We start from the raw sequence: 22,589 nt of genomic DNA on the forward strand, positions 1-22,589 counted from the left end.
GATGGCGACGGTGCCCAGTGTCTCCAACTCGATCACGGTACGGCTGGAGGTCCCGGCCCGGGGCAACGCCGTCAGCGCGATCACCACGGCCGTGGAGTCCTCCGGCGGATCGGTGACCGGTCTCGACGTCACCGCCTCCGGTCTGGAGGCGCTGCGGATCGACGTCACGGTGGCGGCCTCCTCGGTCGCGCACGGCGAGGAGATCGTCGAGAAGCTGCGCGCGATCGACGGGGTGGCGATCGGCAAGGTCTCGGACCGCACCTTCCTGATGCACCTCGGTGGCAAGATCGAGATGTCGTCCAAGCTGCCGATCCGCAACCGTGACGACCTCAGCATGATCTACACCCCCGGTGTCGCCCGGGTCTGCATGGCGATCGCGGAGAACCCCGAGGACGCCCGCCGCCTGACCATCAAGCGCAACAGCGTCGCCGTGGTCACCGACGGCTCGGCGGTGCTGGGGCTGGGCAACATCGGCCCGGAGGCCGCGCTGCCGGTCATGGAGGGCAAGGCGGCCCTCTTCAAGCGCTTCGCCGGGATCGACGCCTGGCCGATCTGCCTGGACACCCAGGACACCGACGAGATCGTCGCCATCGTCAAGGCGATCGCCCCGGGCTTCGCGGGGATCAACCTGGAGGACATCTCCGCGCCGCGCTGCTTCGAGATCGAGGCCCGGCTGCGCGAGGCCCTGGACATCCCGGTCTTCCACGACGACCAGCACGGCACCGCGATCGTGGTGCTGGCCGCCCTCACCAACGCGCTGAAGGTGGTCGGCAAGGAGATCGGCGAGATCCGGGTGGTGATGTCGGGCGCCGGCGCGGCCGGCACCGCGATCCTCAAGCTGCTGATGGCGGCCGGCGTCGAGCACGCCACCGTGGCGGACGTCCACGGCGTGGTCCACCGCGGCCGTGCGGACCTCAACGAGAGCCTGCGCTGGATCGCCGAGCACACCAACCGCTCGGAGCGCACCGGCAGCCTCAAGGAGGCCGTGGCGGGCGCGGACGTCTTCATCGGCGTCTCGGCCCCGAACGTCCTGGACGGCGACGACCTGGCCACCATGGCCGAGGACGCGATCATCTTCGCGCTGGCCAACCCGGACCCGGAGGTCGACCCGGCGATCGCCCGGCAGACCGCCGCCGTGGTCGCCACCGGCCGCAGCGACTTCCCGAACCAGATCAACAACGTGCTGGTCTTCCCGGGCGTCTTCCGCGGCCTGCTGGACGCCCAGAGCCGCACGGTCAACACCGAGATGATGATCGCCGCCGCCCGTGCGCTGGCCACCACCGTCGCCGACGACGAGCTGAACGCGAACTACATCATCCCGAGCGTCTTCCACAAGGACGTCGCCAAGACCGTCGCCGCCGCCGTGCGCGAGGCGGCCCTGGCCGGCGCCCAGGAGGCCCCCGCGCCGGCCCGTCCGACCCCGGGCATCGTCGGCACCCTGGACACCTCCGCCTTCCCCGTCGTCAAGCTCTGACGACCCGACCGGTGGACGTGTCCTCCGTCGCTCAAATGTGCGAATAGCGGTCATACCCGCCCAGCCCGCCCCGAACCCTTGCGACACAAGGGCGAGGGGCGTGTTTGGGCTTGTCAGTCCTAGGGCGTACGGTAGCCCTGCACGGGGCAGGCGTGTCCGACAAGTACGGAACGTCCCCCTGGTCTTCCGGCGAGTCGTCCCGACCGCTGCCCGCTCCCGGTCCGCCGGAGCCGACGGAGCGTCACACCTCCAACGGGCGGGCGATGTTCGGGTGGCCCGGCCGGGGCCCGATTGGCTTTCTCGGGGCCGGTCGGGGCAGGATTCGTATCCAGGCGGGCGGGCGGGCCTTCGAAGGCTCCGGCGCGCGGCATCGGGTACGGACCCGGCCTGCGACCACGCATTGCCTGCATGAGCACAGTGTGCGGACCTGCGGCCCATCCGGGTGCCCCCCGGTGGGAGAACCGATGGGCCCCCGCACACCGCAAGCGAACAGACCACAGGAGTACACATGAACCGCAGTGAGCTGGTGGCCGCGCTGTCCGAGCGCGCCGAGGTGACCCGCAAGGACGCCGACGCCGTTCTGGCCGCCTTCGCCGAGATCGTCGGCGAGGTCGTCGCCAAGGGCGACGAGAAGGTCACCATCCCCGGTTTCCTGACCTTCGAGCGCACCCACCGCGCTGCCCGCACCGCGCGCAACCCGCAGACCGGCGAGCCGATCCAGATCGCGGCCGGCTACAGCGCCAAGGTGAGCGCCGGCTCCAAGCTGAAGGAAGCCGCCAAGGGCGCCTGAGTCACCCCTTGAACGCCCGAGAGGCCGGGCTCCCCGCGGGGAGCCCGGCCTCTCGCCGTGTCAGGTGCCGACCGGTCAGGCGTCGACCAGCTGCTCGCTGGGCAGCTCGACGTGCGCGCCCAGGTCGCGCAGCTTCTCCATGAAGTTCTCGTAGCCGCGGTTGATCAGGTCGATGCCGTGCACGGTCGAGGTGCCCTCGGCCGCCAGCGCCGCGATCAGGTACGAGAAGCCGCCGCGCAGGTCCGGGATGACCAGCTCGGCGCCGATCAGCTTGGACGGGCCGGAGACGACCGCGGAGTGCAGGAAGTTGCGGGCGCCGAAGCGGCACGGGGTGGCGCCCAGGCACTCGCGGTAGAGCTGGATGTGCGCGCCCATCTGGTTCAGCGCGCCGGTGAAGCCCAGGCGCGACTCGTACACCGTCTCGTGGACGATGGACAGGCCGGTGGCCTGGGTCAGCGCGACCACCAGCGGCTGCTGCCAGTCGGTCTGGAAGCCCGGGTGCACGTCGGTCTCCAGGGCGATCGCCTTGAGCTCGCCGCCGGGGTGCCAGAAGCGGATGCCCTCGTCGTCCACCTCGAAGGCGCCGCCGACCTTCCGGAAGGTGTTGAGGAAGGTCATCATCTCCAGCTGGCGGGCGCCTCGGACGTAGATGTCGCCCTTGGTGGCCAGCGCCGCGCAGGCCCAGGAGGCGGACTCCAGCCGGTCCGGCAGCGCGCGGTGGGTGTAGCCGCCGAGCTCGTCCACACCGGTGATCAGGATGGTCCGGTCGGTGCCGAGCGTGATGATCGCGCCCATCTTCTGCAGGACGCAGATCAGGTCGACGATCTCCGGCTCGATGGCTGCGTTGCGCAGCTCGGTGACGCCCTCGGCGAGCACCGCGGTGAGCAGCACCTGCTCGGTCGCGCCGACCGAGGGGTAGGGCAGCTCGATCTTGGTGCCGCGCAGGCGCTGCTGGGCGACCAGGTAGGTGCCCTGCGGGTGCTTCTCGATGGTGGCGCCGAACTGGCGCAGCACCTCGAAGTGGAAATCGACCGGGCGGCCGCCGATGTCGCAGCCGCCCAGGCCCGGGATGAAGGCGTGGCCGAGGCGGTGCAGCAGCGGGCCGCAGAACAGGATCGGGATCCGCGAGGAGCCGGCGTGCGCGTCGATGTCGGCGACGTTGGCACTCTCGACGTGCGAGGGGTCGAGGATCAGCTCGCCGTCCTCGTCGCCGGTGCGCACCGTCACACCGTGCAGCTGCAGCAGGCCGCGGACCACCTTGACGTCGCGGATGTCCGGGACGTTGCGCAGTCTGCTGGGGCCCTGGCCGAGCAGGGCGGCGACCATGGCCTTGGGAACCAGGTTCTTCGCACCGCGGACGCGGATCTCGCCTTCGAGCGGGTTTCCGCCGTGGACCAGCAGGACGTCGTCGGTCATCGTTCTCGCAATCCGGGGTGCCAGAGGAGTGAGGAAAGGGGGGCTCCGGGAGAGAGCCGGTGGTGGACCGGTCGTACGGGCGCGTTCGGGCCCCCGGCGAAACCGAGTCGGCACCGTGTAAGGGCGTCCACCAGACGTAGATGGTAGTAGGCGTGCCGATGGTTCCCGTGTGCCTCTCCCGTGATGGTGCTCTCTCCGGCGGCGCGGCCGCCCTCCGGTACGGCCGTACGGGTGTTCGTCGGCGTGGCGTGGTTTCGGGCGTTGCGGTGTCCCCGCGGTGCCGTTCTGCGGGATCATGTGAGGCATGACGGCGGCCCATTCGCACGGAGGCCGGTCCCACACCGGCCGTCTGCTCGTCGCGACGCCCCTGCTCACCGATCCGAACTTCGCGCGGGCGGTGGTGCTCCTCCTCGACCACGACGCCGAGGGGGCGCTCGGTGTGGTCCTCAACCGGCCGACGCCGGTCGAGGTGGGCAGTGTGCTGGACGGCTGGGGGAGACTCGTCGGGCAGCCCGCCGTGGTCTTCCAGGGCGGGCCGGTGGCGCTGGACTCGGCGCTCGGCCTCGCGGTGGCGCCCGGGGAGCCCGGCGGCGGCGAGCCGTTGGGCTGGCGGCGGGTGCACGGGGCGATCGGCCTGGTGGACCTGGAGGCGCCGCCCGAGGTGCTGGCCGGGGAGCTGGGCAGCCTGCGGATCTTCGCCGGGTACGCCGGGTGGTCGCCGGGCCAGCTGGAGGCGGAGCTGGAGAGCGGTGCCTGGTACCTGGTGGACTGCGAGCCCGGGGACGTCTCCAGCCCGGAGCCGGAGCGGCTGTGGCGCGCGGTGCTGCGCCGCCAGCGCGGGCCGGTCGCCCTGCTGGCGACGTACCCCGACGACCCGACGATGAACTGAGCCGCGGGCCCCGCCACGCGCGACACTGGCCCGGTTTCCCGGGGCGCCCATAGACTTGGCACTCATGAGCACTCTTGAGCCCGAGCGCGGCCTCGGCACCGGCACCCTGGTCGAGCCCGTCCCGCAGGTGTCCCACGGGGACGGCGACCACGAGCGCTTCGCGCACTACGTCCAGAAGGACAAGATCATGGAGAGCGCGCTCTCCGGGTCTCCCGTGGTGGCGCTCTGCGGCAAGGTGTGGGTGCCCGGGCGCGACCCGAAGAAGTACCCGGTCTGCCCGATGTGCAAGGAGATCTACGACGGCATCGGCAAGCCGCAGGGCGGCGACGACGACAAGAAGTAGTCCGCCGGCCGTGCGGCCTCGTTTTGCATAGCACCGCGTTTCCGCAGTGGTCTATGCCAATCGTTCCGGGCGTGGGCAGGATGTCGGAATGGATCTCATTCCCGCACCTTCGAGTGCCGTCCGCCGCCCGGACGAGGACTTCCCGCTCGACGCCGCCACCACGCTGACCGCCGCCGCCGGGCTGGCCGACGCCGAGAGCTGGCTGCGCGCCACGCTGTCCGCCGCCACCGGGCTGCCGCTCGGCCCGGGCCGGCCGGGCGCGGGCATCGAACTGGTCCAGGACGACGCGCTCGCCGCCGAGGCGTACCGGCTCACGGTGCGCCCCGGCCACGCCCTGCTCGCCGCGGGCGGCCCGGCCGGCGCGCTGTGGGGGGCGCAAACCCTGCGGCAGCTGCTCGGGCCGGACGCCCACCGCCGCGCGCCGCTGCGCCGCGAGGGCTGGGTGCTGCCCGGCGCCGACATCGAGGACGCCCCCCGGTTCGGCTGGCGCGGCGCGCTGCTCGACGTCGCCCGGCACTTCCTGCCCAAGACGGACGTGCTGCGCTTCGTCGACCTGCTGGCCGCGCACAAGCTCAACGTGCTGCACCTGCACCTGACCGACGACCAGGGCTGGCGGATCGAGATCAAGCGCTACCCGAGGCTGACCGGGCGCGGCGCCTGGCGGGAGCGCTCGATGGTCGGCTACCGGAGCGGGCAGCGCCGGGACGACCGTCCGCACGGCGGCTACTACACCCAGGACGACCTGCGCGAGATCGTCGCGTACGCGGCCGGGCGCGGGGTCACCGTCGTCCCGGAGATCGACCTGCCCGGCCACACCCAGGCCGCCGTCGCCGCCTACCCCGAGCTGGGCAACACCGACGTGGTGGACACCGCCGGGCTCGGCGTCTGGACGGACTGGGGGGTGAGCCACCACGTGCTCAACGCCTCCGAGGAGACCCTGCGCTTCTTCGAGGGCGTGCTGGAGGAGGTCCTGGAGCTCTTCCCGTCCGAGTTCATCCACCTCGGCGGCGACGAGTGCCCCAAGGAGCAGTGGAAGGACAGCGCCGCCGCCCAGGCCCGGATCCGCGAGCTGGGCCTGGCCAACGAGGACGAGCTGCAGAGCCACGTCATCCGGCACTTCGACCGCTGGCTGGCCGAGCACGGCCGCCGGCTGATCGGCTGGGACGAGATCCTGGAGGGCGGACTGGCCATTGCCACCACGCCAAAGGGCGCGCCGACGCCGAAAGCGACGGGCGACAAGCAACCGACGGAGGAGGGAGCGCCGGAGGGAGGAGCGTCGGCGTCGGGTACCGAGCGCCCGGAGTCGTGGGGGCGGTCACGTGCCGCGGTGTCGTCCTGGCGCGGCTTCGGGGGCGGGATCGCCGCGGCGAAGGCCGGGCACGACGTGGTGATGTGCCCCGAGCAGCACGTCTACTTCGACCACCGGCAGGCGGACGGGCCGGACGAGCCGATCCCGGTCGGCTTCGTGCGCACGCTGGAGGACGTCTACCGCTTCGAGCCGGTGCCCGCGCAGCTGGACGAGGCCGCCGCACGGCACGTGATCGGCACCCAGGCCAACCTGTGGAGCGAGTTCATGGACAGCGCCCGGGACATCGACTACCGGGCGTTCCCGCGGCTGGTCGCCTTCGCCGAGGTCGCCTGGTCCGAGCTGCCCGCCGAGCCGGCCGAGCGCGACTTCGCCGGTTTCGAGCGGCGGCTGACGGCCCACCTGCGGGTGCTGGACGCGCTCGGCGTCGAGTACCGCCCGGCCGACGGGCCGCTGCCCTGGCAGCGGTGGCCCGGCGTGGCCGGCCGCCCGATCGAGGGGCCGCCGCCGGTGCGGTAGCTCTCCGCGTGTGGTTCCCGCTGAGGGTGTCCGGGAACTTCCGGGCGGTCGTCCGACGTCAAGAACAGATGAACATCTGCCCTGGCCCGGACCGGGTCGGGGCAGATACCGCCCGGTATCCGTCCCAATCGGGCAGTCCCGTTCACGGGCCCCGAAATGATCATCGAGCATTGTGTGCCAGAGTTGCCCAACCCGGCCCGATCGCCCGTACCCTACGGGCCAGGCCGGGCTGCTGACGCGGGACGACACGGCCGTGGGCCGGCGGGCGGCAGGCGATCGATGAGCAAGTGGAGCACGGTGGGACCCAGGTGAACCGGACGATCATGCTGCCGGCCTCGCTCGACGAGGCCGTCGACGCGCTGGCCACCGCCCCGGCCGCGGTACCGGTGGCCGGAGCCACCGACCTCATGGAGGCCGTCAACGCCGGACGGCTGCGCCCCGCCGCCCTGGTCGGTCTCGGCCGGATCACCGAACTGCGCGGCTGGCGCTACGAGGACGGCGGCACCGCCGTGCTCGGCGCCGGACTCACCCACGCCCGGATGGACCGCCCCGACTTCGCCGCGCTCATCCCCGCGCTCGCCGACGCCGCCCGCACCGCGGGCCCGCCGCAGGTCCGCAACGTCGGCACCCTGGGCGGCAACATCGTCACCGCCGCACCGGCCGGAGACACCCTGCCGGTGCTCGCCGCGCTGGAGGCCACCGTCACCCTCGCCCGGGCCGGCGCCAGCCGCGAGGTGCCGGTCAGTCACCTGCTCACCGGCCTCGACCCGGTGCGCCCCGGCGAACTGCTCACCTGGGTGCGCGTCCCGCTGCTGCACGCCCCGCAGGTCTTCCTCAAGGCCACCGGCCGCAGCGGCCCGGCCCGCGCCACCGCCTCCGTCGCCCTCGTCCTCGACCCGGCCCGGCGCTCGGTGCGCTGCGCGGTCGGGGCCGTCGCCCCGGTGCCGCTGCGCCCGCTGGAGGCCGAGGCCTGGGTGGCCGGCTGCATCGACTGGGACGGCAGCCGGGAGATCGACCCGGCCGCGACCGCCGCCTTCGGCGAGTACGTGGCCGCCGCCTGCGTCCCCGACAACTACGGCGCCGAGGGCGCCTGGGAGGCCGTGACCGAGGGGCCGACGGCGGCCGCCACTCGGCTGCGGCGTACCGTAGCGGTGCTGGCCCGACGGGCACTGGGAAGGGCGCTGAAGTGACCACAGACCCCATCGAGACCCTCGACGCCGACCCGCTCGGCCTCTCCCCGCAGGTCAGTCGTGAGCTGCGCCCGTGCGCCTCCTACACGCTGCGGGTCAACGGTTTCGAACGGCCCGTCACCGACGCCTGGATCGGCGAGAGCCTGCTCTACGTGCTGCGCGAGCGGCTGGGCCTGGCCGGCGCCAAGGACGGTTGTGAGCAGGGCGAGTGCGGGGCCTGCTCGGTGCAGGTGGACGGCCAGCTGGTGGCCGGCTGCCTGGTGCCCGCGGCGCTGGCCGCCGACAGCGAGATCAACACCGTCGAGGGCCTGTCGGCCGCCGGCGGCGCGAGCGACGTCCAGCAGGCGCTGGCCGCCTCCGGCGCCGTGCAGTGCGGCTACTGCACCCCCGGCATGGCGATGGCCGTGCACGACCTGCTGCAGCGCAACCACCGGCCCACCGAGGTCGAGGCCCGGCAGGCGCTCTGCGGCAACCTCTGCCGCTGCACCGGCTACAAGGGCGTGCTGGCCGCCGTCCAGACCGTCGCGGACGCCCGGGCGCTGCTGGCCGAGGAGGCGGAGGAGGCCGCCGCCGCGGAGGCCGCCGCCCCCGCCCAGGAGGCCGCCGAGTCGCCCGTCGAGGCCGTCGCCGAGGCACCGGCCGTGGCCGTCGCGCCCGAGCCGGCCGTCGAGCCGCCGGTCTACGCCGACGCCGACGCCTGGATCGAACACGTCCCGCAGCAGCCCGTCGCCCCCGTCGACCAGGTGCAGGCCCCGGCCGGGACACCGTACGGCGACCCGGCGGGCGGCTACGACACCGGCGTGTACGACACCGCCGGGCCGGCCCCGGTCCACGGCGGCATCCCCGCCCAGGCCGTCGACGACCAGGTGTACTACCCGCCGCAGGCCTACCCCGAGCAGGCGTACCAGGGCACCCCCGCCCACGGCACGTACCTGCCCTACCCGGACGGCCACCAGCAGCAGAACGGCTACGACACCGGGTACGACGCCCCGGTCTACGAGCCCACCCCCGCGCACGGCACCCCGCTGCCCGGCGCCGCCTTCGACGGCACGCCGCCGCACGGCACCCCGTACGCCGCCCCGCACGGTGCCCCGGCCGAGGGCGGTGCCCCGGCCGGCGTCCCGTACGGCGCCACCCCCGCCCACGGAATCCGGCTCCCCGAGGACGACCACGCATCATGACGTCGCCTACCGACATCGGCGCAGCACTCCAGCAGGACGGCGGCGAGGGCGGCGCACCGGAGCCGTTCGGCCTGGGCAGCTCCCCGCTGCGCAGTGACGCGCTGCCCAAGGCGCTCGGCATCTACCCGTACGCGGCCGACCTGTGGGCGGAGGGGCTGCTGTGGGGCGCGCTGCTGCGCTCGCCGCACCCGCACGCCCGGATCCGCGGCATCGACACCTCGGCCGCACTGGCCCTGCCCGGCGTGCACGCCGTGGTCACCGCCGCCGACCTGCCGCCCGGCCCGGAGGGCACCCCCGACGGCGCTCCGGCCGGCCCGATCGTCGCCGACCGGCCGGTGCTGGCGGCCGGCGTGGTGCGCCACCACGGCGAGCCGATCGCCGCGGTGGCCGCCGACCACCCGGACACCGCCCGGCTGGCGGTCGGTCTGATCGCGGTCGACTACGAGCCGTTGGAGGCCGTGACCGACCCCGAGCAGTCCTTCACCGCGCCGGCGCTGCACCCGGACGGCAACCTGTTCCGCCACCTTCCGCTGCGCACCGGGGACCCGGACGCGGTCGGCGAGATCGTCGTCGAGGGCCTGTACCAGGTCGGCCGGCAGGACCCGGCTCCGCTCGGCGCCGAGGCCGGGCTGGCCGTGCCGCGGCCGGACGGCGGCGTCGAGCTGCACCTGTCCTCCACCGACCCGCACGGCGACCGCGACCGCACCGCCGCCTGCCTGGGCCTGGAGCCGGACCGGGTCCGACTGGTGGTCACCGGCGTGCCGGGCGCCACCACCGACCGCGAGGACCTGTCCTTCCAGGTCACCCTGGCGCTGCTGGCGCTGCGCACCGGCCGCCCGGTGAAGATGACCCTCACCCGCGAGGAGTCCTTCCACACCCACACCTCGCGCCACCCCGCGCTGCTGCGCTACCGCCACCACGCCGACGCCGAGGGCACCCTGGTGAAGGTCGAGGCGCAGATCCTGCTGGACGGCGGCGCCTACGCGGACGTCTCCGCCGAGGCGCTGGCCGCCGCGACGGCGTTCTCGGTCGGCCCGTACGTCTGCCCGAACGTCTTCGTGGACGCCTGGGCGGTGCGCACCAACAACCCGCCGGCCGGCCGGATGCGCGGCGAGGGCGCACTGCAGGCCTGCTTCGCGTACGAATCGCAGCTGGACCAGCTGGCCGCGCGGGTCGGCGTGGACCCGGTGGAGATCCGCCGGCGCAACGCGATGTCCACCGGCGACCCGCTGCCCACCGGACAGGCCGTCACCTGCCCGGCGCCGGTGCGCGCGCTGCTGGACGCCGTCGCGGACGAGCCGCTGCCGGCCCTGCCGGTGGACGACCCGGACGCCGAGTGGCTGCTGCCCGGCGGGCCCGGCGGCGCGGGCGACCCGGCGGCGGTGCGCCGCGGCATCGGCTACGCCGTCGGCATGGTGCACATGCTGGGCGCCGAGGGCGAGGACGAGGTCTCCACCGCGACCGTCCGGGTCAGCGGCGACCACGCCACGGTGATCTGCGCGGCCGTCGACTCCGGGCAGGGCTTCGCCACGCTGGCCCGGCAGATCGTGCAGACCGTCCTGGGCGTCAGCGAGGTCTACATCGCGCCCGCCGACAGCGACCAGTCGATCGCCGGGCCCTCCGCCCGCGGCCGGCACACCTGGGTCTCCGGTGGAGCCGTCGAGCGGGCCGCGCTGATGGTCCGCCACCAGCTGCTGCAGCCGATCGCGGCGAACTTCGGGATGTCGGCGGAGCTGCTGCAGATCGCCGACGGCAAGATCACCTCGTACGACGGGGTGCTCGGCATGCCGGTCGCCGAGGCGCTGGAGGGCAAGGAGCTGTGGGCCACCGCGCAGTGCCGCCCGCACCCCACCGAGCCCCTGGACGAGGCCGGGCAGGGCGACGCCTTCGTCTCCATCTCGTTCTGCGCGATGCGGGCGGTGGTGGACGTGGACATCGAGCTGGGCGCCGTGCGGGTGGTCGAGATGACGGTCGCCCAGGACGTCGGCCGGGCGCTGAACCCGCGGCAGATCGAGGACCGGATCGAGGCGGGCGTGGCCCAGGGCGTCGGCCTGGCGCTGCTGGAGGACCTGCGCACCGAGGGCGGCGTGCTGCAGAACCCCTCGCTCACCGGCTACCGGCTGCCCACCGCGCTGGACACCCCGGAGGTGCGGATCGCGGCGCTGCTGGAAGAGCGCGACGTGGTCGCCCCCTTCGGCGCCAAGGCGGTCGGCGCGGTGCCCGCGGTGGTGGCCCCGGCGGCCGTCGCCGCGGCCGTCCGGGCCGCGACCGGCCTGCCGGTCGGCCGGCTGCCGATCCGGGCGGAGGACGCCGTCACGGGCTGAGCGGAGAAAAGCGAAAGGAATTGCCGGCCGACTTCTTCGGAAGTCGACCGGCAATTCCTTTTCCGCGAGGCCATGGCGGGGATCGAACCCGCGTGCACCGCTTTGCAGACGGTTCCCTAAACCACTCGGGCACACGGCCAGTGAATTCATGGTGGCGGATCCGGCGGAGCGGGGTCAACGCCGTTGTGTAAATTCTGTATGGCAAGGTGTGCTACGTTCGAAGTCCGGTGGCTTTTTCCCGCCACCCCGGACGAGCGCGTCGTACCCGGTGACGACAAGACGGCGCAGTTCAGCGGCAATCCGGCCGCTGTGGACTGCGGAGGAATCACCGTCATGGCCTGGCTCGTTCTGATCGTCTCGGGAATCCTGGAGACCGTGTGGGCGGTCGCCCTGGAATCCTCCAAGGGCTTCTCCCGCCTCGTCCCCAGCCTCGTCTTCGGCGTCGCGCTGCTGTTCAGCATGGGCGGTCTGGCGTATGCGATGCGCACCATCCCGATCGGCACCGGCTACGCGGTCTGGGTCGGCATCGGTGCGGTCGGCACGGCGCTCTACGGCATGGCCGTCCTGGGGGACGCGGTGACCGCGGCCCGGATCGCCTGCCTGCTGCTGATCGTCTCCGGCGTGGTCGGCCTCAAGGTGCTGCACTGACGCCCCCGGGGGCCCTCCCGGTCCCCGGCCGGTCCCGGGCCGCCTGGTCCTAGGCCCCGGGACCGAGTCGATCACCGACCCTGGTCAGGGGTCATCGAGGCGGACGGCTCTTACGATGTCAGGTATGACCACTGCCTCCCCCACCTCGGTCGACCCCGTTCCGATACCCCTCGACGACGACGCCGCCGGCGGGGTGCTCAGCGGTCGCTACCGCGCGCTCACCCTGGGGATCGTCTCGGTGGTCCTGGTGATCGCCTTCGAGGCGACCGCCGTCAACACCGCGATGCCGACCGCGGCCCGCCAGCTGGACGGCCTCGGGCTGTACGCCTTCGCCTTCTCCGGTTACTTCACCACCACGCTGTTCGCCCTGGTCGTCTCCGGTCAGTGGTGCGACCGGCGCGGGCCGCTGCAGCCGCTGTTCACCGGCATCGGGGTGTTCGGCGTCGGCCTGCTGGTGGCCGGGACGGCGCCCGGGATGTGGGTGTTCGTGGCCGGGCGGGCGGTCCAGGGCCTGGGCGGCGGGCTGGTGATCGTCGCGCTGTACGTGGTGGTCGGCCGGGCCTACCCGGAGCGGCTGCGGCCGTCGGTGTTCGCGGCCTTCTCCTCGGCCTGGGTGCTGCCCTCGATCGTCGGCCCGCTGGTCGCCGGGGCGGTCACCCAGCATCTCGGCTGGCGCTGGGTGTTCCTGGCCGTGCCGGTGCTGATCCTGCTGCCGCTGGCCGTGATGGGCCCGGCGCTGGCCCGCTCCGAGCGTGAGCACCCGGTGCCCAGGGGCGCGGACTTCGACCGCCGGCGCACCCGGCTGGCGGCGATGGCCGCGCTCGGTGCCGGCCTGCTGCAGTACGCGGGCCAGCGCCGCGACCTCGTCGGGCTGCTCCCCGGGATCGCCGGGGCGGCGCTGCTGGCGCCGGCCGTCCTGGGGCTGCTGCCGCAGCGGACCCTGCGGGCCGGGCGCGGGCTGCCGACGGTGATCCTGCTGCGCGGGGTGGCGGCCGGGGCGTTCTTCGCCTCCGAGGCCTTCATCCCGCTGATGATGACCACCCAGCGCGGCCTGTCGCCGACCCTGGCCGGGCTCACCCTGACCAGCGGCGGGCTCTCCTGGGCGCTGGGCTCCTGGCTGCAGGGCCGGCCGGGGGCCGAGCGCTACCGCGAGGCGCTGATCCGGGTCGGCTTCGTGCTGACCGCAGTGGCGATCGCGGGGGCCGCGCTGGTGCTGGTTCCGGCGGTGCCGGCCTGGGTGGCCGCGGTGGCCTGGGGGATCGGCGGCGTCGGGATGGGGCTGGCCATCGCGAGCATCAGCGTGCTGATGATGAGGCTCTCCGCGCCGGAGGACTCCGGGGCCAACTCGGCGGCGCTGCAGATGAGCGACGCGCTGGGCAACGTGCTGCTCACCGGCCTGGCCGGGGTGCTGTTCGCGGCGCTGGGCGGCGGAGCCCTGGCGGTCGGCCACGAAACGGCCGAAGGCGCCGGGTCGTCCGGCGCCTTCGCGGTGATCCTGCTGGTGATGGCCGGGGTGGCCCTGCTGGGGGCGCTGCTCTCCGGCCGGGTCCGTACCCGGTCCTGACGGTCAGCCGACGGGGGCGGGGGCGGCGCCGGTGGCGGCGGGGACCGGCGGCGCCGCCGGGGTGCCGAGGAAGGCCTCCCAGCCGCCGGCCGGGGACTGGCCCGGGGCGAGGGTCTGCAGCTTGCGCAGGACCGCCGGGTCCTGGGCGTCCAGCCAGTCGACCAGCTGGCGGAAGGAGACCAGCCGGACCTCCGGCTTGCCCGCGATGGACTTGAGGACGTCCTCGACGGCGTTCATGTAGATGCCGCCGTTCCACTCCTCGAAGTGGTTGCCGATGATGTACGGCGCCCGGTTGCCGTTGTACGTGCGGTCGAAGCCCATCAGGTAGGCGTCGCGGGCCTGGGCCTGGAAGCCCGGGTAGAGCGCCGGGTCGGCCTTGGTGTTGGGGCCGCACTGGTTGTACATGATGTTGTAGTCCATCGAGAGCACCTGGAAGGTGTGCCCGGGGAAGGGGATGGACTGCAGCGGGAGGTCCCACAGCGCGCCGCCCTGGATCTTCTGCGGCCACACCTGGGAGCCGTTGCCGCTGCTGTCGTAGCGCCAGCCGCGCTTGACGGCGGTGGGCAGCAGGTTGCGCTGGCCCTCCAGGCAGGGGGTGCGGCTGCCGATCAGCTCCTTGCGGTAGTCGAAGGGCAGGGCCGGCAGGTCGGTGAAGCCGGTGTTGGTGCGCCACTTCGTCACGAAGTCCATCGCCTGCTGGATCTCGCTGTCCCACTCCTCGGGGGACCACTTGCCGACGCCGGTGGCGCCGCAGAAGTGGCCGTTGAAGTGGGTGCCGATCTCGTGGCCCTCCAGCCAGGCCGCGCGCAGGTTCTCCAGGGTGTCGTGGATGTGCTGGTCGCTGAGGTAGCCGATGTCGGAGGCGCCGACCTTGTGCTGCGGCGGGCGGTAGAGGTCCTTCTTGGACTCGGGCAGCAGGTAGAGGCCGCTGAGGAAGAAGGTCATCTTCGCGTCGTGCTCCTGGGCCAGCCGGCGGAAGCGGGCGAAGAGGCCGTTGTCGAGCTCGCCGGCGCCGTCCCAGGAGAAGACCACGAACTGCGGCGGGCGCTGTCCGGGGCGGAGCTGCTCGGGGACGGGCTGGTGCGGCTGGGCGCCGGTGTCGGAGGTGGAGCCGTCGCCGATCAGGACGGCCTGGGGCTTGGGGACGACCGGTGCCGGGGCCGGAGTCGTGCCCTGCTCGTCGGCCGCGCCGGTGGCCGGGCCGGCGGCGCCGGTCGCCCGCTCCCCGCCGGTGGCGTGGTTGCTGCCGCAGCCGGCCGCCAGGGTGGCGGCGGTGGCGGCGCCGGCCGCCAGCAGGGTGCGGCGGGACAGAGCGTCCATGGTCACTCCGTTCATGTGGCGTTCGACTGCGTGCGGGAGGATGGGCCCGGTCGGACACGCGGGGGATCGAACCCGTGACCGCGTCAGCATGGCACGAGGGTGGAAACGGTCGAAGAGGCGCAGCGCGCGGTCATGAGTGATCGCTCGAACGACGCAACCGATCGGGGCCGTAAACCGTCGGTAGGTCTTGCCAGGCGCGGTCCCGTGGCGTCCGCGCGTGGGAGGCGGCCGTCGCGCTCCGCGACCGGGTGCCCACCCGGCGCAGGGGAAAGCGCCGGCGTCCCTGCCGATCGGGGGGTGTCGATATGACCATCGTATGGACGTGCCATACAGTCCCATCCGGTTCAATTGTTCCCAGGAAACTCCCAGGAAGCGGGGTTCCGTCGGCAGAGGGGAGCGCCCGTGGGCGTCCAGCAGAGCAGGAGCCCCTGGCCGGGCACCCTGGCGGCGGGGGCCGCGCTGGTGCTCGGCGCCTGGCTGCTGCACGACGGCGGCCCGCTGGTGCTGCCGCCCGCCCCGGGCGCCGGCCAGGCACAGGCCGGCATCGCGCCGGTCTCCGTCGTCCCGCCGCTGGGCCCGTCCGCACCCACCCGGATCCGCATCCCGGCCGTCCGGTTGGACGCCCCGGTCACCGCGCTCGGGCTGGACTCCGACGGACACCTGCAGGCCCCGCCCGAGGCCGACCGGAACCTGGCGGGCTGGTACCGCGGCGGCGCCAGCCCCGGCCAGCGCGGCACCGCGATCCTCGCGGGGCACGTCGACAACAAGTCGGGTCCGGCCGTCTTCTACCATCTGGGAGCGCTCCGTCGAGGGGACCGGATCGAGATCGCCCGCGCCGACGGCGCCACCGCCGTCTACCAGCTGTACGCCATCGAAGTGCACGACCGAAAGGACTTCCCGGACGATCGGGTCTACCGTCAGGCCGCCGACGCGCAACTACGGGTGATCACCTGTGGCGGCGCCTACAGCGAGGAACACGGTTACGACGGCAACGTCGTCGCCTACGGGTTCCTGGCCGACACCACCCCGCCGGGCAAAGCCGTATGACCACGCTGACTCTCGCCTCCCGCTGGAACCCGATCGACTGGCCGCTCACCGAGGGCCTGATCCCGCACGTCGTGTACGTCGTCGGGTGGGGGGCCCTGCTCGCGCTCGCCGTCGGCCGCGACCGGCGCTGGTGGCGCTTCCGCCTGCCCGCCGCGCTGTTCACCGCCGCCGCGCTCAGCCTGCTGCTGGACGTCGTGGTCGACGGCTGGTGGCACCCCTTCCCGGAGGGCACGCCCGAGTACGTGACCTGGTGGATAGCCGTCGCCCTGCTCGGGCTCTGCCTGGCCGGCTACCGGATGCGCCGGCCCGGCTGGAAGCGGCGGGGGCTCGTGCTGGGCCTGAGCGCACTGGTGGTGCTGATGGCCTCCTCCGAGGTCAACATCGGCTTCGGCCAGTTCCCGAGCGGGCGCGTGATGCTGGCGCCGTGGCTGACCAAGACCGACGGACTGGTCATGGACAAGGCCGCCCAGACCGTGGCCACGCCGCCGGGGAAGGTGCTGGAGGACGTCTGGCAGCCGCCGGCGGGCCTGCCGGAGAAGGGCACCGTCTCGGTGGTGCCGATCCCCGGCGCCCGGTCGGGCTTCAAGGCCCGGGACGCGTACGTCTACCTCCCGCCCGCCTACCAGGCCAACCCGCGGCCGCTGCTCCCGGTGGTCGTGATGATCACCGGTCAGCCCGGCATCCCGGGGGACTGGGTGCTCTCCGCGCAGATCAACGAGGCACTTGACGCCTACGCCGCGGAGCACGGCGGCCTCGCCCCGATCGTGGTGATGCCCGACCAGCTCGGCTCGACCTGGGCCAACACGCTCTGCCTCGACTCCAAGATCGCCAAGACCCAGACCTACCTGGCGGTGGACGTCCCCAACTGGATCCACCAGAACCTCCAGACCGCGACCGGACGCAACACCTGGGCGATCGGGGGCGCCTCGATGGGCGGCACCTGCGCGCTCCAGCTCGGCGTCAACGCGCCCGACGTGTACGGCACCGTCCTGGACATGTCCGGGCAGCTGGAGCCGACCCTCGGCAGCCGCGAGCAGACCGTCAAGGCCGCGTTCGGCGGCGACGGGAAGAAGTTCGACGCGGTCGACCCGCTGCACGTGATGGCCCGCAGGAAGTTCCCGGACACCAATGTCGCCCTGCTCGTCGGGGAGACCGACGAGGAGTTCAGGCCGCAGATGGAGAAGGTCAACCAGGCCGTGCAGGCGGCCGGGATGAAGTCCAAGTTCGAGCTGATGCCGGGCGGCCACGGCTGGGTCGTCTTCCGACCCGGCATCGCCCAGCAGATCCCGTGGCTCGCCCAGCAGACCGGGCTGACCCGGTGACGGGGGCGGGAACGGCCGTCGTCGCCGCCGGCGAGCAGGACCAGAAGGCGCCCCGGGTCGTCGCCCAGCGCGCGGCCGAACGCGGCGCGGACCGCGCACCCGTCACCCGGACGCCGGAACCGCGCCCGCAGCGGGCCCGGCGGGCGGCCCGGGCGCTCGGCGTCCGGCTGCGCGCGGCGCCGCTGACCCTGGCGCTGCTCGCCGGACTCTGGCTGCTCGGCGCGGCCACCGGCAGCCTGACCCGCGGGCCGTCCGAACGGCTGCTGGGCCGGGCCGGGGTCGGCGTGCCCACGCTCACCGACGGCCACTGGTGGGCACCGTTCACCTCGATGTTCTGGTGCTCGGGCATCGGCTCGTACGTGTTCGCCAGCCTGCTCCTGCTCCTGGTCGGCCCGGCCGCCGAGCAGCGGCTCGGCCGGCTGCGCACCCTCGCGGTGCTGGTCGGCGGGCAGATCGTCGGCACCCTGCTGGGCACCGGGCTGGTCGCCCTCGGCTCCTCGGCCGGGGAGCAGTGGACCGCCTCGGTGTCCGACCAGATCTCCGTCGGCCCCGCCGTCGGCCTGTTCGCGCTGGCCGGGGTGCTCGGCTACCGGCTCACCGTGCTGTGGCGCCGCCGACTGCACCTGCTGGTGCTGCTCCTGCCGCTGGTCATGACGCTGTACGTCGGCCACCTGCAGAGCGTCCAGCGGTGCGCCGCGGCGCTGGCCGGGCTCGGCGTGGGCGCGCTGCTCAGCCGCGGCCGCCCGTACCTGCGCTCGCACCGCTCCTCGCACTCCGAGACCCGGGTGCTGGTCGCGCTCTGCCTGGTGGCCGCCGCCCTCGGACCGCTGATCGCCTCGCTGTACGACACCGCCAGCGGGCCCTTCAACACCTTCTCCGAGCTGTACTTCTCGCACCGGCTGAGCCCGGAGGAGGTCGCCGACTTCTGCGCGATCTCGGCGCACGACTGTGCCCGCGCGCACGCCGTCGTCCGGATCTTCGACACCCCCGGCCGGCTGATGGCGGCGCTGTTCCCCGCACTGCTGCTGGTGCTCGCCGAGGGGCTGCGCCGCGGGCTGCGGTTCGCCTGGCTGGTGACCGTCGCCACCGAACTGCTCTGGGGGGCGCTGCTGGGCTGGCTGTACCTGGACGCCGGGCCGGTCAGCCGGGACGTGGTGCAGTACTTCGTCGAGGCGATGCTGCTGCCGCTGCTGACCACCGGGCTGCTGCTGGCCACCCGCAAGCGGTTCCGGGTGCGGCTGTCCGGCCGCTCGGTGCGCCGACTGTTGCTGGTGCTCGGTGGGGCCGCATTCGTCTCCTCGGCCGCGTACGTCGGGCTCGGGCGGCTGGTGGCGAGCCAGTTCGAACCGGGCGCGACCGTGCGCCGGCTGCTGCACGGGCTGCCGGCGCAGTTCCTGCCGCCCGCGTACAACGACCTGACGCCGGACTACCCGATCGCGGTCGGCCCGGTGGCGCGCTTCCTGGAGACGTACTGCGGGCTGGCGTTCTGGGTGGTGGCACTGGCCGTCCTGCTGTCGGCCTTCCGCCGGCCGTCGGTGCACACCGACGCCGAGGCCGCCGCCCGGGCCCGGGCGCTGCTGACCGCCCACGGCGGCGGGACGCTGTCCTTCATCACCACCTGGGACGGCAACCACTACTGGTTCGACGAGCAGGGCCGGGCGGCCGTCGCCTACCGGCTGGTGGGCACCGTCGCCCTGACCACCGGCGACCCCTTCGGCGCGCCCGAGGACCGGGCCCGGGCGGTGGCCGGCTTCGCCCGGTACTGCGACGCCCGGGGCTGGACGCCGTGCTTCTACAGCGTCTGCGGGCAGACCAGGGACGCCGCCGCGCAGCTCGGCTGGCGCTCGGTGCAGGTCGCCGAGGACACCGTCGTGGCGCTGCCCGAGCTGGCCTTCACCGGCCGCAAGTGGCAGGACATCCGCACCGCGCTCAACAAGGCCGGCAAGCAGGGCATCACCGCGGAGTGGTGGGCCTACCACGAGGCGCCGCTCGCGCTGCGGGACCAGATCCGGGCGATCTCCGAGGAGTGGGTCTCCGAGAAGGGCCTGCCCGAGATGGGCTTCACCCTCGGCGGGCTGGAGGAGCTGGACGACCAGGACGTGCGGGTGCTGATCGCGGTGGACGAGCAGCGGGTCGTGCACGGGCTGACCAGCTGGATGCCGGTGTACGAGGACGGTGTGCCGGTCGGCTGGACGCTCGACTTCATGCGCCGGCGCTCGGACGGCTTCCGCGGCGTCAGCGAGTTCCTGATCGCCTCGGCCGCGCTCGGCTTCAAGGAGGAGGGCGCGCGCTTCCTGTCGCTGTCGGGCGCACCGCTGGCCCGCACCGGGCAGGACGAGGAGCCCACCGGCCTGCAGCGGATGCTGGACTGGATGGGCAAGGCGCTGGAGCCGGTGTACGGCTTCCGCTCGCTGCTCGCGTTCAAGGCCAAGTTCCAGCCGGAGTACCGGCCGATGTACATGGCCTACCCCGACCCGGCCGCGCTGCCCGGCATCACCCGGGCGATCGGCAAGGCGTACCTGCCGCACCTGACGGCGGCGCAGGGGGTCCGGCTGATGCGCAAGCTCTCGGGCTGAGGGGGGCCGCCCCGGAGGCGAGCGGGCGAATGGCGGCCTGCCCCCTCAGCCGAGCAGCTGGGCGAGGGCGCGGTCGGCGTCCAGGTGCAGGTGCTCCTCGCCCTCGGGGACGACCAGGCGGCTGCGCCACAGGAAGCGGCGCAGGTCGCCGGTGTCGAACCGGAGCAGCGCGGTGCCCTCCGGGGCCCGCAGCTCGACCATGGTGCAGCGGCCGGGCGCGGGGCGGACGTGGACGTCGCCGAGGCCGGTCGGCACCTCGACTCCGGTCGAGAGCAGCCGGCGGGCGAAGACCCAGACGATGTCCTCGCCGCCCTGCACCTCCGGGGCCTCGTCCAGCGAGAACTCGGCGGGGAAGGCCATCCGCACGGCCAGCGGGTCCTCCGGCAGGTAGGACAGGACGGCCCGCAGCCGGACGGAGCGGTGGGAGGAGAGGATCAGACGGGCCTGGACGGTCTCTTCGACGGTGCGCACGGGAGGTCCCTTCGGTTCGGTGCGAGGCCGCGCTGGGGCAGGAGGGGCGGTGCGGCCTCACCCTGGTGAGAGTCCTGGTGACCACCGTGATTACCCGGTTTCGACGCCGATCCGATGTGACGTGCGTCACATCGATTTCCGGCCGTGCGGGCCCGGCGCGGCGCCTCTCCTGGAGGCCCCGACGGCGCCGGGCCGGTAGGCTGGGCGGGTTGTCCGATCGCCGCCCGACCGCGGGACGGGGCCGCAAAACTGCCTCTGACCTGCGATGATCCCCCTCGGAGACCGTGAGTACTGCCGCCGCCTCCTCGATGCCGCTGTTCTCCGACGTGTCGGAGCCGCAGCCCCCCGTACGGGCCGTCGGCCACGCCGCGCCCGCCGCCTCGCACCACCTCTCGCCCGCCTTCCCCGGCCGCGCCCCCTGGGGCACCGCGGGCAAGCTGCGGGCCTGGCAGCAGGGGGCGCTGGACAAGTACATCGAGACCCAGCCGCGCGACTTCCTCGCGGTCGCGACCCCGGGCGCAGGCAAGACCACCTTCGCGCTCACCCTGGCCTCGTACCTGCTGCACAACCACCTGGTGCAGCAGGTGACGGTCGTCGCACCGACCGAGCACCTGAAGAAGCAGTGGGCCGAGGCCGCCGCACGGATAGGCATCCGGCTCGACCCGGCGTACTCCTCCGGGCCGCTGTCCCGCGACTACCACGGCATCGTGGTCACCTACGCGGGCGTCGGGGTCAACCCGATGCTGCACCGCAACCGGACCGAGGCCCGCAAGACCCTCGTGATCATGGACGAGATCCACCACGCCGGTGACTCCAAGTCCTGGGGCGAGGCCTGCTTCGAGGCCTTCGAGCCGGCCACCCGCCGACTGGCGCTGACCGGTACGCCGTTCCGCTCGGACACCAACCCGATCCCGTTCGTCGCGTACGACGCGGGCAGCGACGGCATCCGCAAGTCCGTCGCCGACTACACCTACGGCTACGGGCACGCGCTCGCCGACCACGTCGTCCGTCCGGTGATCTTCCTCAGCTACAGCGGCAACATGCGCTGGCGCACCAAGGCCGGCGACGAGCTGGAGGCCCGGCTCGGCGAGCCGATGACCAAGGACCTGATCGCCCAGGCCTGGCGCACCGCGCTCTCCCCGCAGGGCGAGTGGATCCCGAGCGTGCTGCAGGCCGCCGACCGCCGGCTCACCGAGGTCCGCAAGGCGATCCCGGACGCGGGCGGCCTGGTGATCGCCACCGACCAGAACGTCGCCCGCGCGTACGCCAAGATGCTGCGCGAGATCAGCGGCGAGAAGGTCACCCTGGTGCTCTCCGACGAGGCCGAGGCCTCGAAGCGGATCTCCGACTACGCGGCCGGGACCTCGCGCTGGATGGTCGCGGTCCGCATGGTGTCCGAGGGCGTCGACGTGCCCCGGCTGTGCGTCGGGGTGTACGCGACCTCGATCTCCACCCCGCTCTTCTTCGCCCAGGCCGTCGGCCGCTTCGTGCGCGCCCGAAAGCGTGGCGAGACCGCCTCGGTGTTCCTGCCGACCATCCCGATGCTGCTGGGCTTCGCCAACGAGATGGAGGTCCAGCGCGACCACGTGCTGGACCGGCCGAAGAAGGAGGGCGAGGGCCTCTTCGACGAGGAGGACCGGCTGCTCGCCGAGGCGGAGCGGGCCAACGACGGGCCGGACGGCGCGGGCGGCGAGGAGTTCTCCTACGAGGCGCTCGGCTCCGACGCGGTCTTCGACCGGGTCCTGTACAACGCCATGGAATTCGGCATGCAGGCCCACCCGGGGAGCGAGGAGGAGGACGACTACCTCGGCATCCCCGGCCTGCTGGAGCCCGACCAGGTGCAGATGCTGCTGCAGAAGCGCCAGCACCGGCAGATCCAGCGCAGCAAGACCAAGCCCGCCGAGGAGGCGGACCTGCTGGAGCTGCCCGCCGAGCAGCGGCCGGTCGTCACCCACCAGGAGCTGCGGGAGCTGCGCAAGGAGCTGAACGCGCTGGTGGCCGCCTGGCACCATCGCACCAGCCAGCCGCACGGCACCATCCACAACGAGCTGCGCCGCCAGTGCGGCGGGCCGCTCACCGCGCAGGCCACCGCCAACCAGCTCAAGGCGCGGATCGCGAAGATCCGGGAGTGGGCGAAGTAACGGTCCGGCAGGCGGTCGCGGGAGGGGCCGTCTGCCCCGGTGTGTCCGGACTTCGGACCGAAGTCGAA

General features: G+C 73.4%; 17 protein-coding genes, 1 tRNA gene and 1 riboswitch. Of the genes, 14 read left to right on the forward strand and 4 right to left on the reverse strand.

The window, feature by feature from the left end; translation table 11 throughout:
• Nucleotide 1: 1 nt before the first annotated feature.
• A complete protein-coding gene (locus tag BX285_RS10230) occupies nucleotides 2-1,474 on the forward strand; it encodes an NAD-dependent malic enzyme (protein WP_121174958.1) in 1,473 nt (490 codons plus the stop codon).
• Nucleotides 1,475-1,982: 508 nt separating this feature from the next.
• Nucleotides 1,983-2,264 (forward strand): HU family DNA-binding protein, encoded by a 282-nt coding sequence (locus tag BX285_RS10235; RefSeq protein ID WP_030059737.1) that lies wholly within the window; start codon nucleotides 1,983-1,985, stop codon nucleotides 2,262-2,264.
• Nucleotides 2,265-2,339: 75 nt separating this feature from the next.
• On the opposite strand, the gene murA is transcribed toward BX285_RS10235, so the two are convergent.
• A complete protein-coding gene (gene murA / locus BX285_RS10240; RefSeq protein ID WP_097237697.1) occupies nucleotides 2,340-3,680 on the reverse strand; it encodes a UDP-N-acetylglucosamine 1-carboxyvinyltransferase in 1,341 nt (446 codons plus the stop codon).
• A gap of 304 nt (nucleotides 3,681-3,984) precedes the next feature.
• On the opposite strand from murA, the gene BX285_RS10245 reads away from it, so the two are divergent.
• From BX285_RS10245 to BX285_RS10265, 6 genes are all read left to right on the forward strand, one after another.
• A complete protein-coding gene (locus tag BX285_RS10245; protein ID WP_097237698.1) occupies nucleotides 3,985-4,569 on the forward strand; it encodes a YqgE/AlgH family protein in 585 nt (194 codons plus the stop codon).
• A gap of 64 nt (nucleotides 4,570-4,633) precedes the next feature.
• Complete coding sequence (locus tag BX285_RS10250; protein ID WP_097237699.1) at nucleotides 4,634-4,912, forward strand: DUF3039 domain-containing protein; 279 nt, start codon at nucleotides 4,634-4,636, stop codon at nucleotides 4,910-4,912.
• An 88-nt stretch (nucleotides 4,913-5,000) separates the two neighbouring features.
• The gene (locus BX285_RS10255) at nucleotides 5,001-6,737 is read left to right on the forward strand and encodes a beta-N-acetylhexosaminidase (protein WP_121174959.1); all 1,737 of its coding nucleotides are present in this window, start codon (nucleotides 5,001-5,003) and stop codon (nucleotides 6,735-6,737) included.
• Nucleotides 6,738-7,060: 323 nt separating this feature from the next.
• Nucleotides 7,061-7,927: a xanthine dehydrogenase family protein subunit M gene (locus BX285_RS38270; RefSeq protein ID WP_257033099.1), complete on the forward strand. Its 867-nt coding sequence runs from the start codon at nucleotides 7,061-7,063 to the stop codon at nucleotides 7,925-7,927.
• Nucleotides 7,924-9,108 (forward strand): (2Fe-2S)-binding protein, encoded by a 1,185-nt coding sequence (locus BX285_RS39450; RefSeq protein WP_398900002.1) that lies wholly within the window; start codon nucleotides 7,924-7,926, stop codon nucleotides 9,106-9,108. Before BX285_RS38270 ends, BX285_RS39450 begins: the two co-directional genes overlap by 4 nt.
• Nucleotides 9,105-11,432 carry a xanthine dehydrogenase family protein molybdopterin-binding subunit gene (locus BX285_RS10265; protein ID WP_097237702.1) on the forward strand — a complete coding sequence of 776 codons (2,328 nt, stop codon included), beginning with the start codon at nucleotides 9,105-9,107 and terminating at the stop codon, nucleotides 11,430-11,432. The genes BX285_RS39450 and BX285_RS10265 overlap by 4 nt, the downstream gene beginning before the upstream one ends.
• A 67-nt stretch (nucleotides 11,433-11,499) precedes the next feature.
• On the opposite strand, the gene BX285_RS10270 is transcribed toward BX285_RS10265, so the two are convergent.
• Nucleotides 11,500-11,571, reverse strand: a tRNA-Cys gene (locus BX285_RS10270).
• A gap of 83 nt (nucleotides 11,572-11,654) precedes the next feature.
• Nucleotides 11,655-11,721, forward strand: a riboswitch (guanidine-III (ykkC-III) riboswitch).
• A 44-nt stretch (nucleotides 11,722-11,765) separates the two neighbouring features.
• On the opposite strand from BX285_RS10270, the gene BX285_RS10275 reads away from it, so the two are divergent.
• Together BX285_RS10275 and BX285_RS10280 are read left to right on the forward strand one after the other, a co-directional pair.
• Nucleotides 11,766-12,080 (forward strand): multidrug efflux SMR transporter, encoded by a 315-nt coding sequence (locus BX285_RS10275; RefSeq protein WP_097237703.1) that lies wholly within the window; start codon nucleotides 11,766-11,768, stop codon nucleotides 12,078-12,080.
• A gap of 124 nt (nucleotides 12,081-12,204) precedes the next feature.
• Nucleotides 12,205-13,644, forward strand: a complete 1,440-nt coding sequence (locus BX285_RS10280) for an MFS transporter (RefSeq protein WP_097237704.1) — start codon at nucleotides 12,205-12,207, stop codon at nucleotides 13,642-13,644.
• Between the two features lie 3 nt (nucleotides 13,645-13,647).
• Here BX285_RS10280 and BX285_RS10285 read toward each other — a convergent pair whose 3' ends face one another.
• The gene (locus BX285_RS10285; protein ID WP_179852862.1) at nucleotides 13,648-14,964 is read right to left on the reverse strand and encodes a hypothetical protein; all 1,317 of its coding nucleotides are present in this window, start codon (nucleotides 14,962-14,964) and stop codon (nucleotides 13,648-13,650) included.
• Nucleotides 14,965-15,366: 402 nt separating this feature from the next.
• Here BX285_RS10285 and BX285_RS10290 point away from each other — a divergent pair, with 402 nt between their 5' ends.
• The 3 genes from BX285_RS10290 to BX285_RS39175 are packed head-to-tail and all read left to right on the forward strand — an operon-like array spanning nucleotide 15,367 to nucleotide 19,909.
• The gene (locus BX285_RS10290; protein WP_257032715.1) at nucleotides 15,367-16,011 is read left to right on the forward strand and encodes a class F sortase; all 645 of its coding nucleotides are present in this window, start codon (nucleotides 15,367-15,369) and stop codon (nucleotides 16,009-16,011) included.
• Complete coding sequence (locus BX285_RS10295; protein WP_097237705.1) at nucleotides 16,008-17,333, forward strand: esterase family protein; 1,326 nt, start codon at nucleotides 16,008-16,010, stop codon at nucleotides 17,331-17,333. Before BX285_RS10290 ends, BX285_RS10295 begins: the two co-directional genes overlap by 4 nt.
• Complete coding sequence (locus BX285_RS39175) at nucleotides 17,300-19,909, forward strand: rhomboid family intramembrane serine protease (RefSeq protein WP_147465137.1); 2,610 nt, start codon at nucleotides 17,300-17,302, stop codon at nucleotides 19,907-19,909. The genes BX285_RS10295 and BX285_RS39175 overlap by 34 nt, the downstream gene beginning before the upstream one ends.
• Before the next feature lie 45 nt (nucleotides 19,910-19,954).
• Here BX285_RS39175 and BX285_RS10305 read toward each other — a convergent pair whose 3' ends face one another.
• Nucleotides 19,955-20,380, reverse strand: coding sequence for an SsgA family sporulation/cell division regulator (locus BX285_RS10305; RefSeq protein ID WP_121174962.1), 426 nt, complete (start codon nucleotides 20,378-20,380; stop codon nucleotides 19,955-19,957).
• A 308-nt stretch (nucleotides 20,381-20,688) separates the two neighbouring features.
• On the opposite strand from BX285_RS10305, the gene BX285_RS10310 reads away from it, so the two are divergent.
• Nucleotides 20,689-22,521: a DEAD/DEAH box helicase gene (locus BX285_RS10310; RefSeq protein ID WP_257033101.1), complete on the forward strand. Its 1,833-nt coding sequence runs from the start codon at nucleotides 20,689-20,691 to the stop codon at nucleotides 22,519-22,521.
• Nucleotides 22,522-22,589: the final 68 nt, after the last annotated feature.

This window comes from Streptomyces sp. 1114.5 (genome assembly GCF_003635085.1).
Classification (GTDB): Bacteria; Actinomycetota; Actinomycetes; order Streptomycetales; family Streptomycetaceae; genus Kitasatospora.

Coding starts and splice junctions, on each gene's coding strand:
- murA (WP_097237697.1), bottom strand. CDS start 3,680: ATGACCGACGACGTCCTGCTGGTCCACGGCGGAAACCCGCTCGAAGGC.
- BX285_RS38270 (WP_257033099.1), top strand. CDS start 7,061: ATGCTGCCGGCCTCGCTCGACGAGGCCGTCGACGCGCTGGCCACCGCC.
- BX285_RS10285 (WP_179852862.1), bottom strand. CDS start 14,964: ATGGACGCTCTGTCCCGCCGCACCCTGCTGGCGGCCGGCGCCGCCACC.
- BX285_RS10245 (WP_097237698.1), top strand. CDS start 3,985: ATGACGGCGGCCCATTCGCACGGAGGCCGGTCCCACACCGGCCGTCTG.
- BX285_RS10295 (WP_097237705.1), top strand. CDS start 16,008: ATGACCACGCTGACTCTCGCCTCCCGCTGGAACCCGATCGACTGGCCG.
- BX285_RS10310 (WP_257033101.1), top strand. CDS start 20,689: ATGCCGCTGTTCTCCGACGTGTCGGAGCCGCAGCCCCCCGTACGGGCC.
- BX285_RS10265 (WP_097237702.1), top strand. CDS start 9,105: ATGACGTCGCCTACCGACATCGGCGCAGCACTCCAGCAGGACGGCGGC.
- BX285_RS10275 (WP_097237703.1), top strand. CDS start 11,766: ATGGCCTGGCTCGTTCTGATCGTCTCGGGAATCCTGGAGACCGTGTGG.
- BX285_RS10250 (WP_097237699.1), top strand. CDS start 4,634: ATGAGCACTCTTGAGCCCGAGCGCGGCCTCGGCACCGGCACCCTGGTC.
- BX285_RS10255 (WP_121174959.1), top strand. CDS start 5,001: ATGGATCTCATTCCCGCACCTTCGAGTGCCGTCCGCCGCCCGGACGAG.
- BX285_RS10230 (WP_121174958.1), top strand. CDS start 2: ATGGCGACGGTGCCCAGTGTCTCCAACTCGATCACGGTACGGCTGGAG.
- BX285_RS10235 (WP_030059737.1), top strand. CDS start 1,983: ATGAACCGCAGTGAGCTGGTGGCCGCGCTGTCCGAGCGCGCCGAGGTG.
- BX285_RS10280 (WP_097237704.1), top strand. CDS start 12,205: ATGACCACTGCCTCCCCCACCTCGGTCGACCCCGTTCCGATACCCCTC.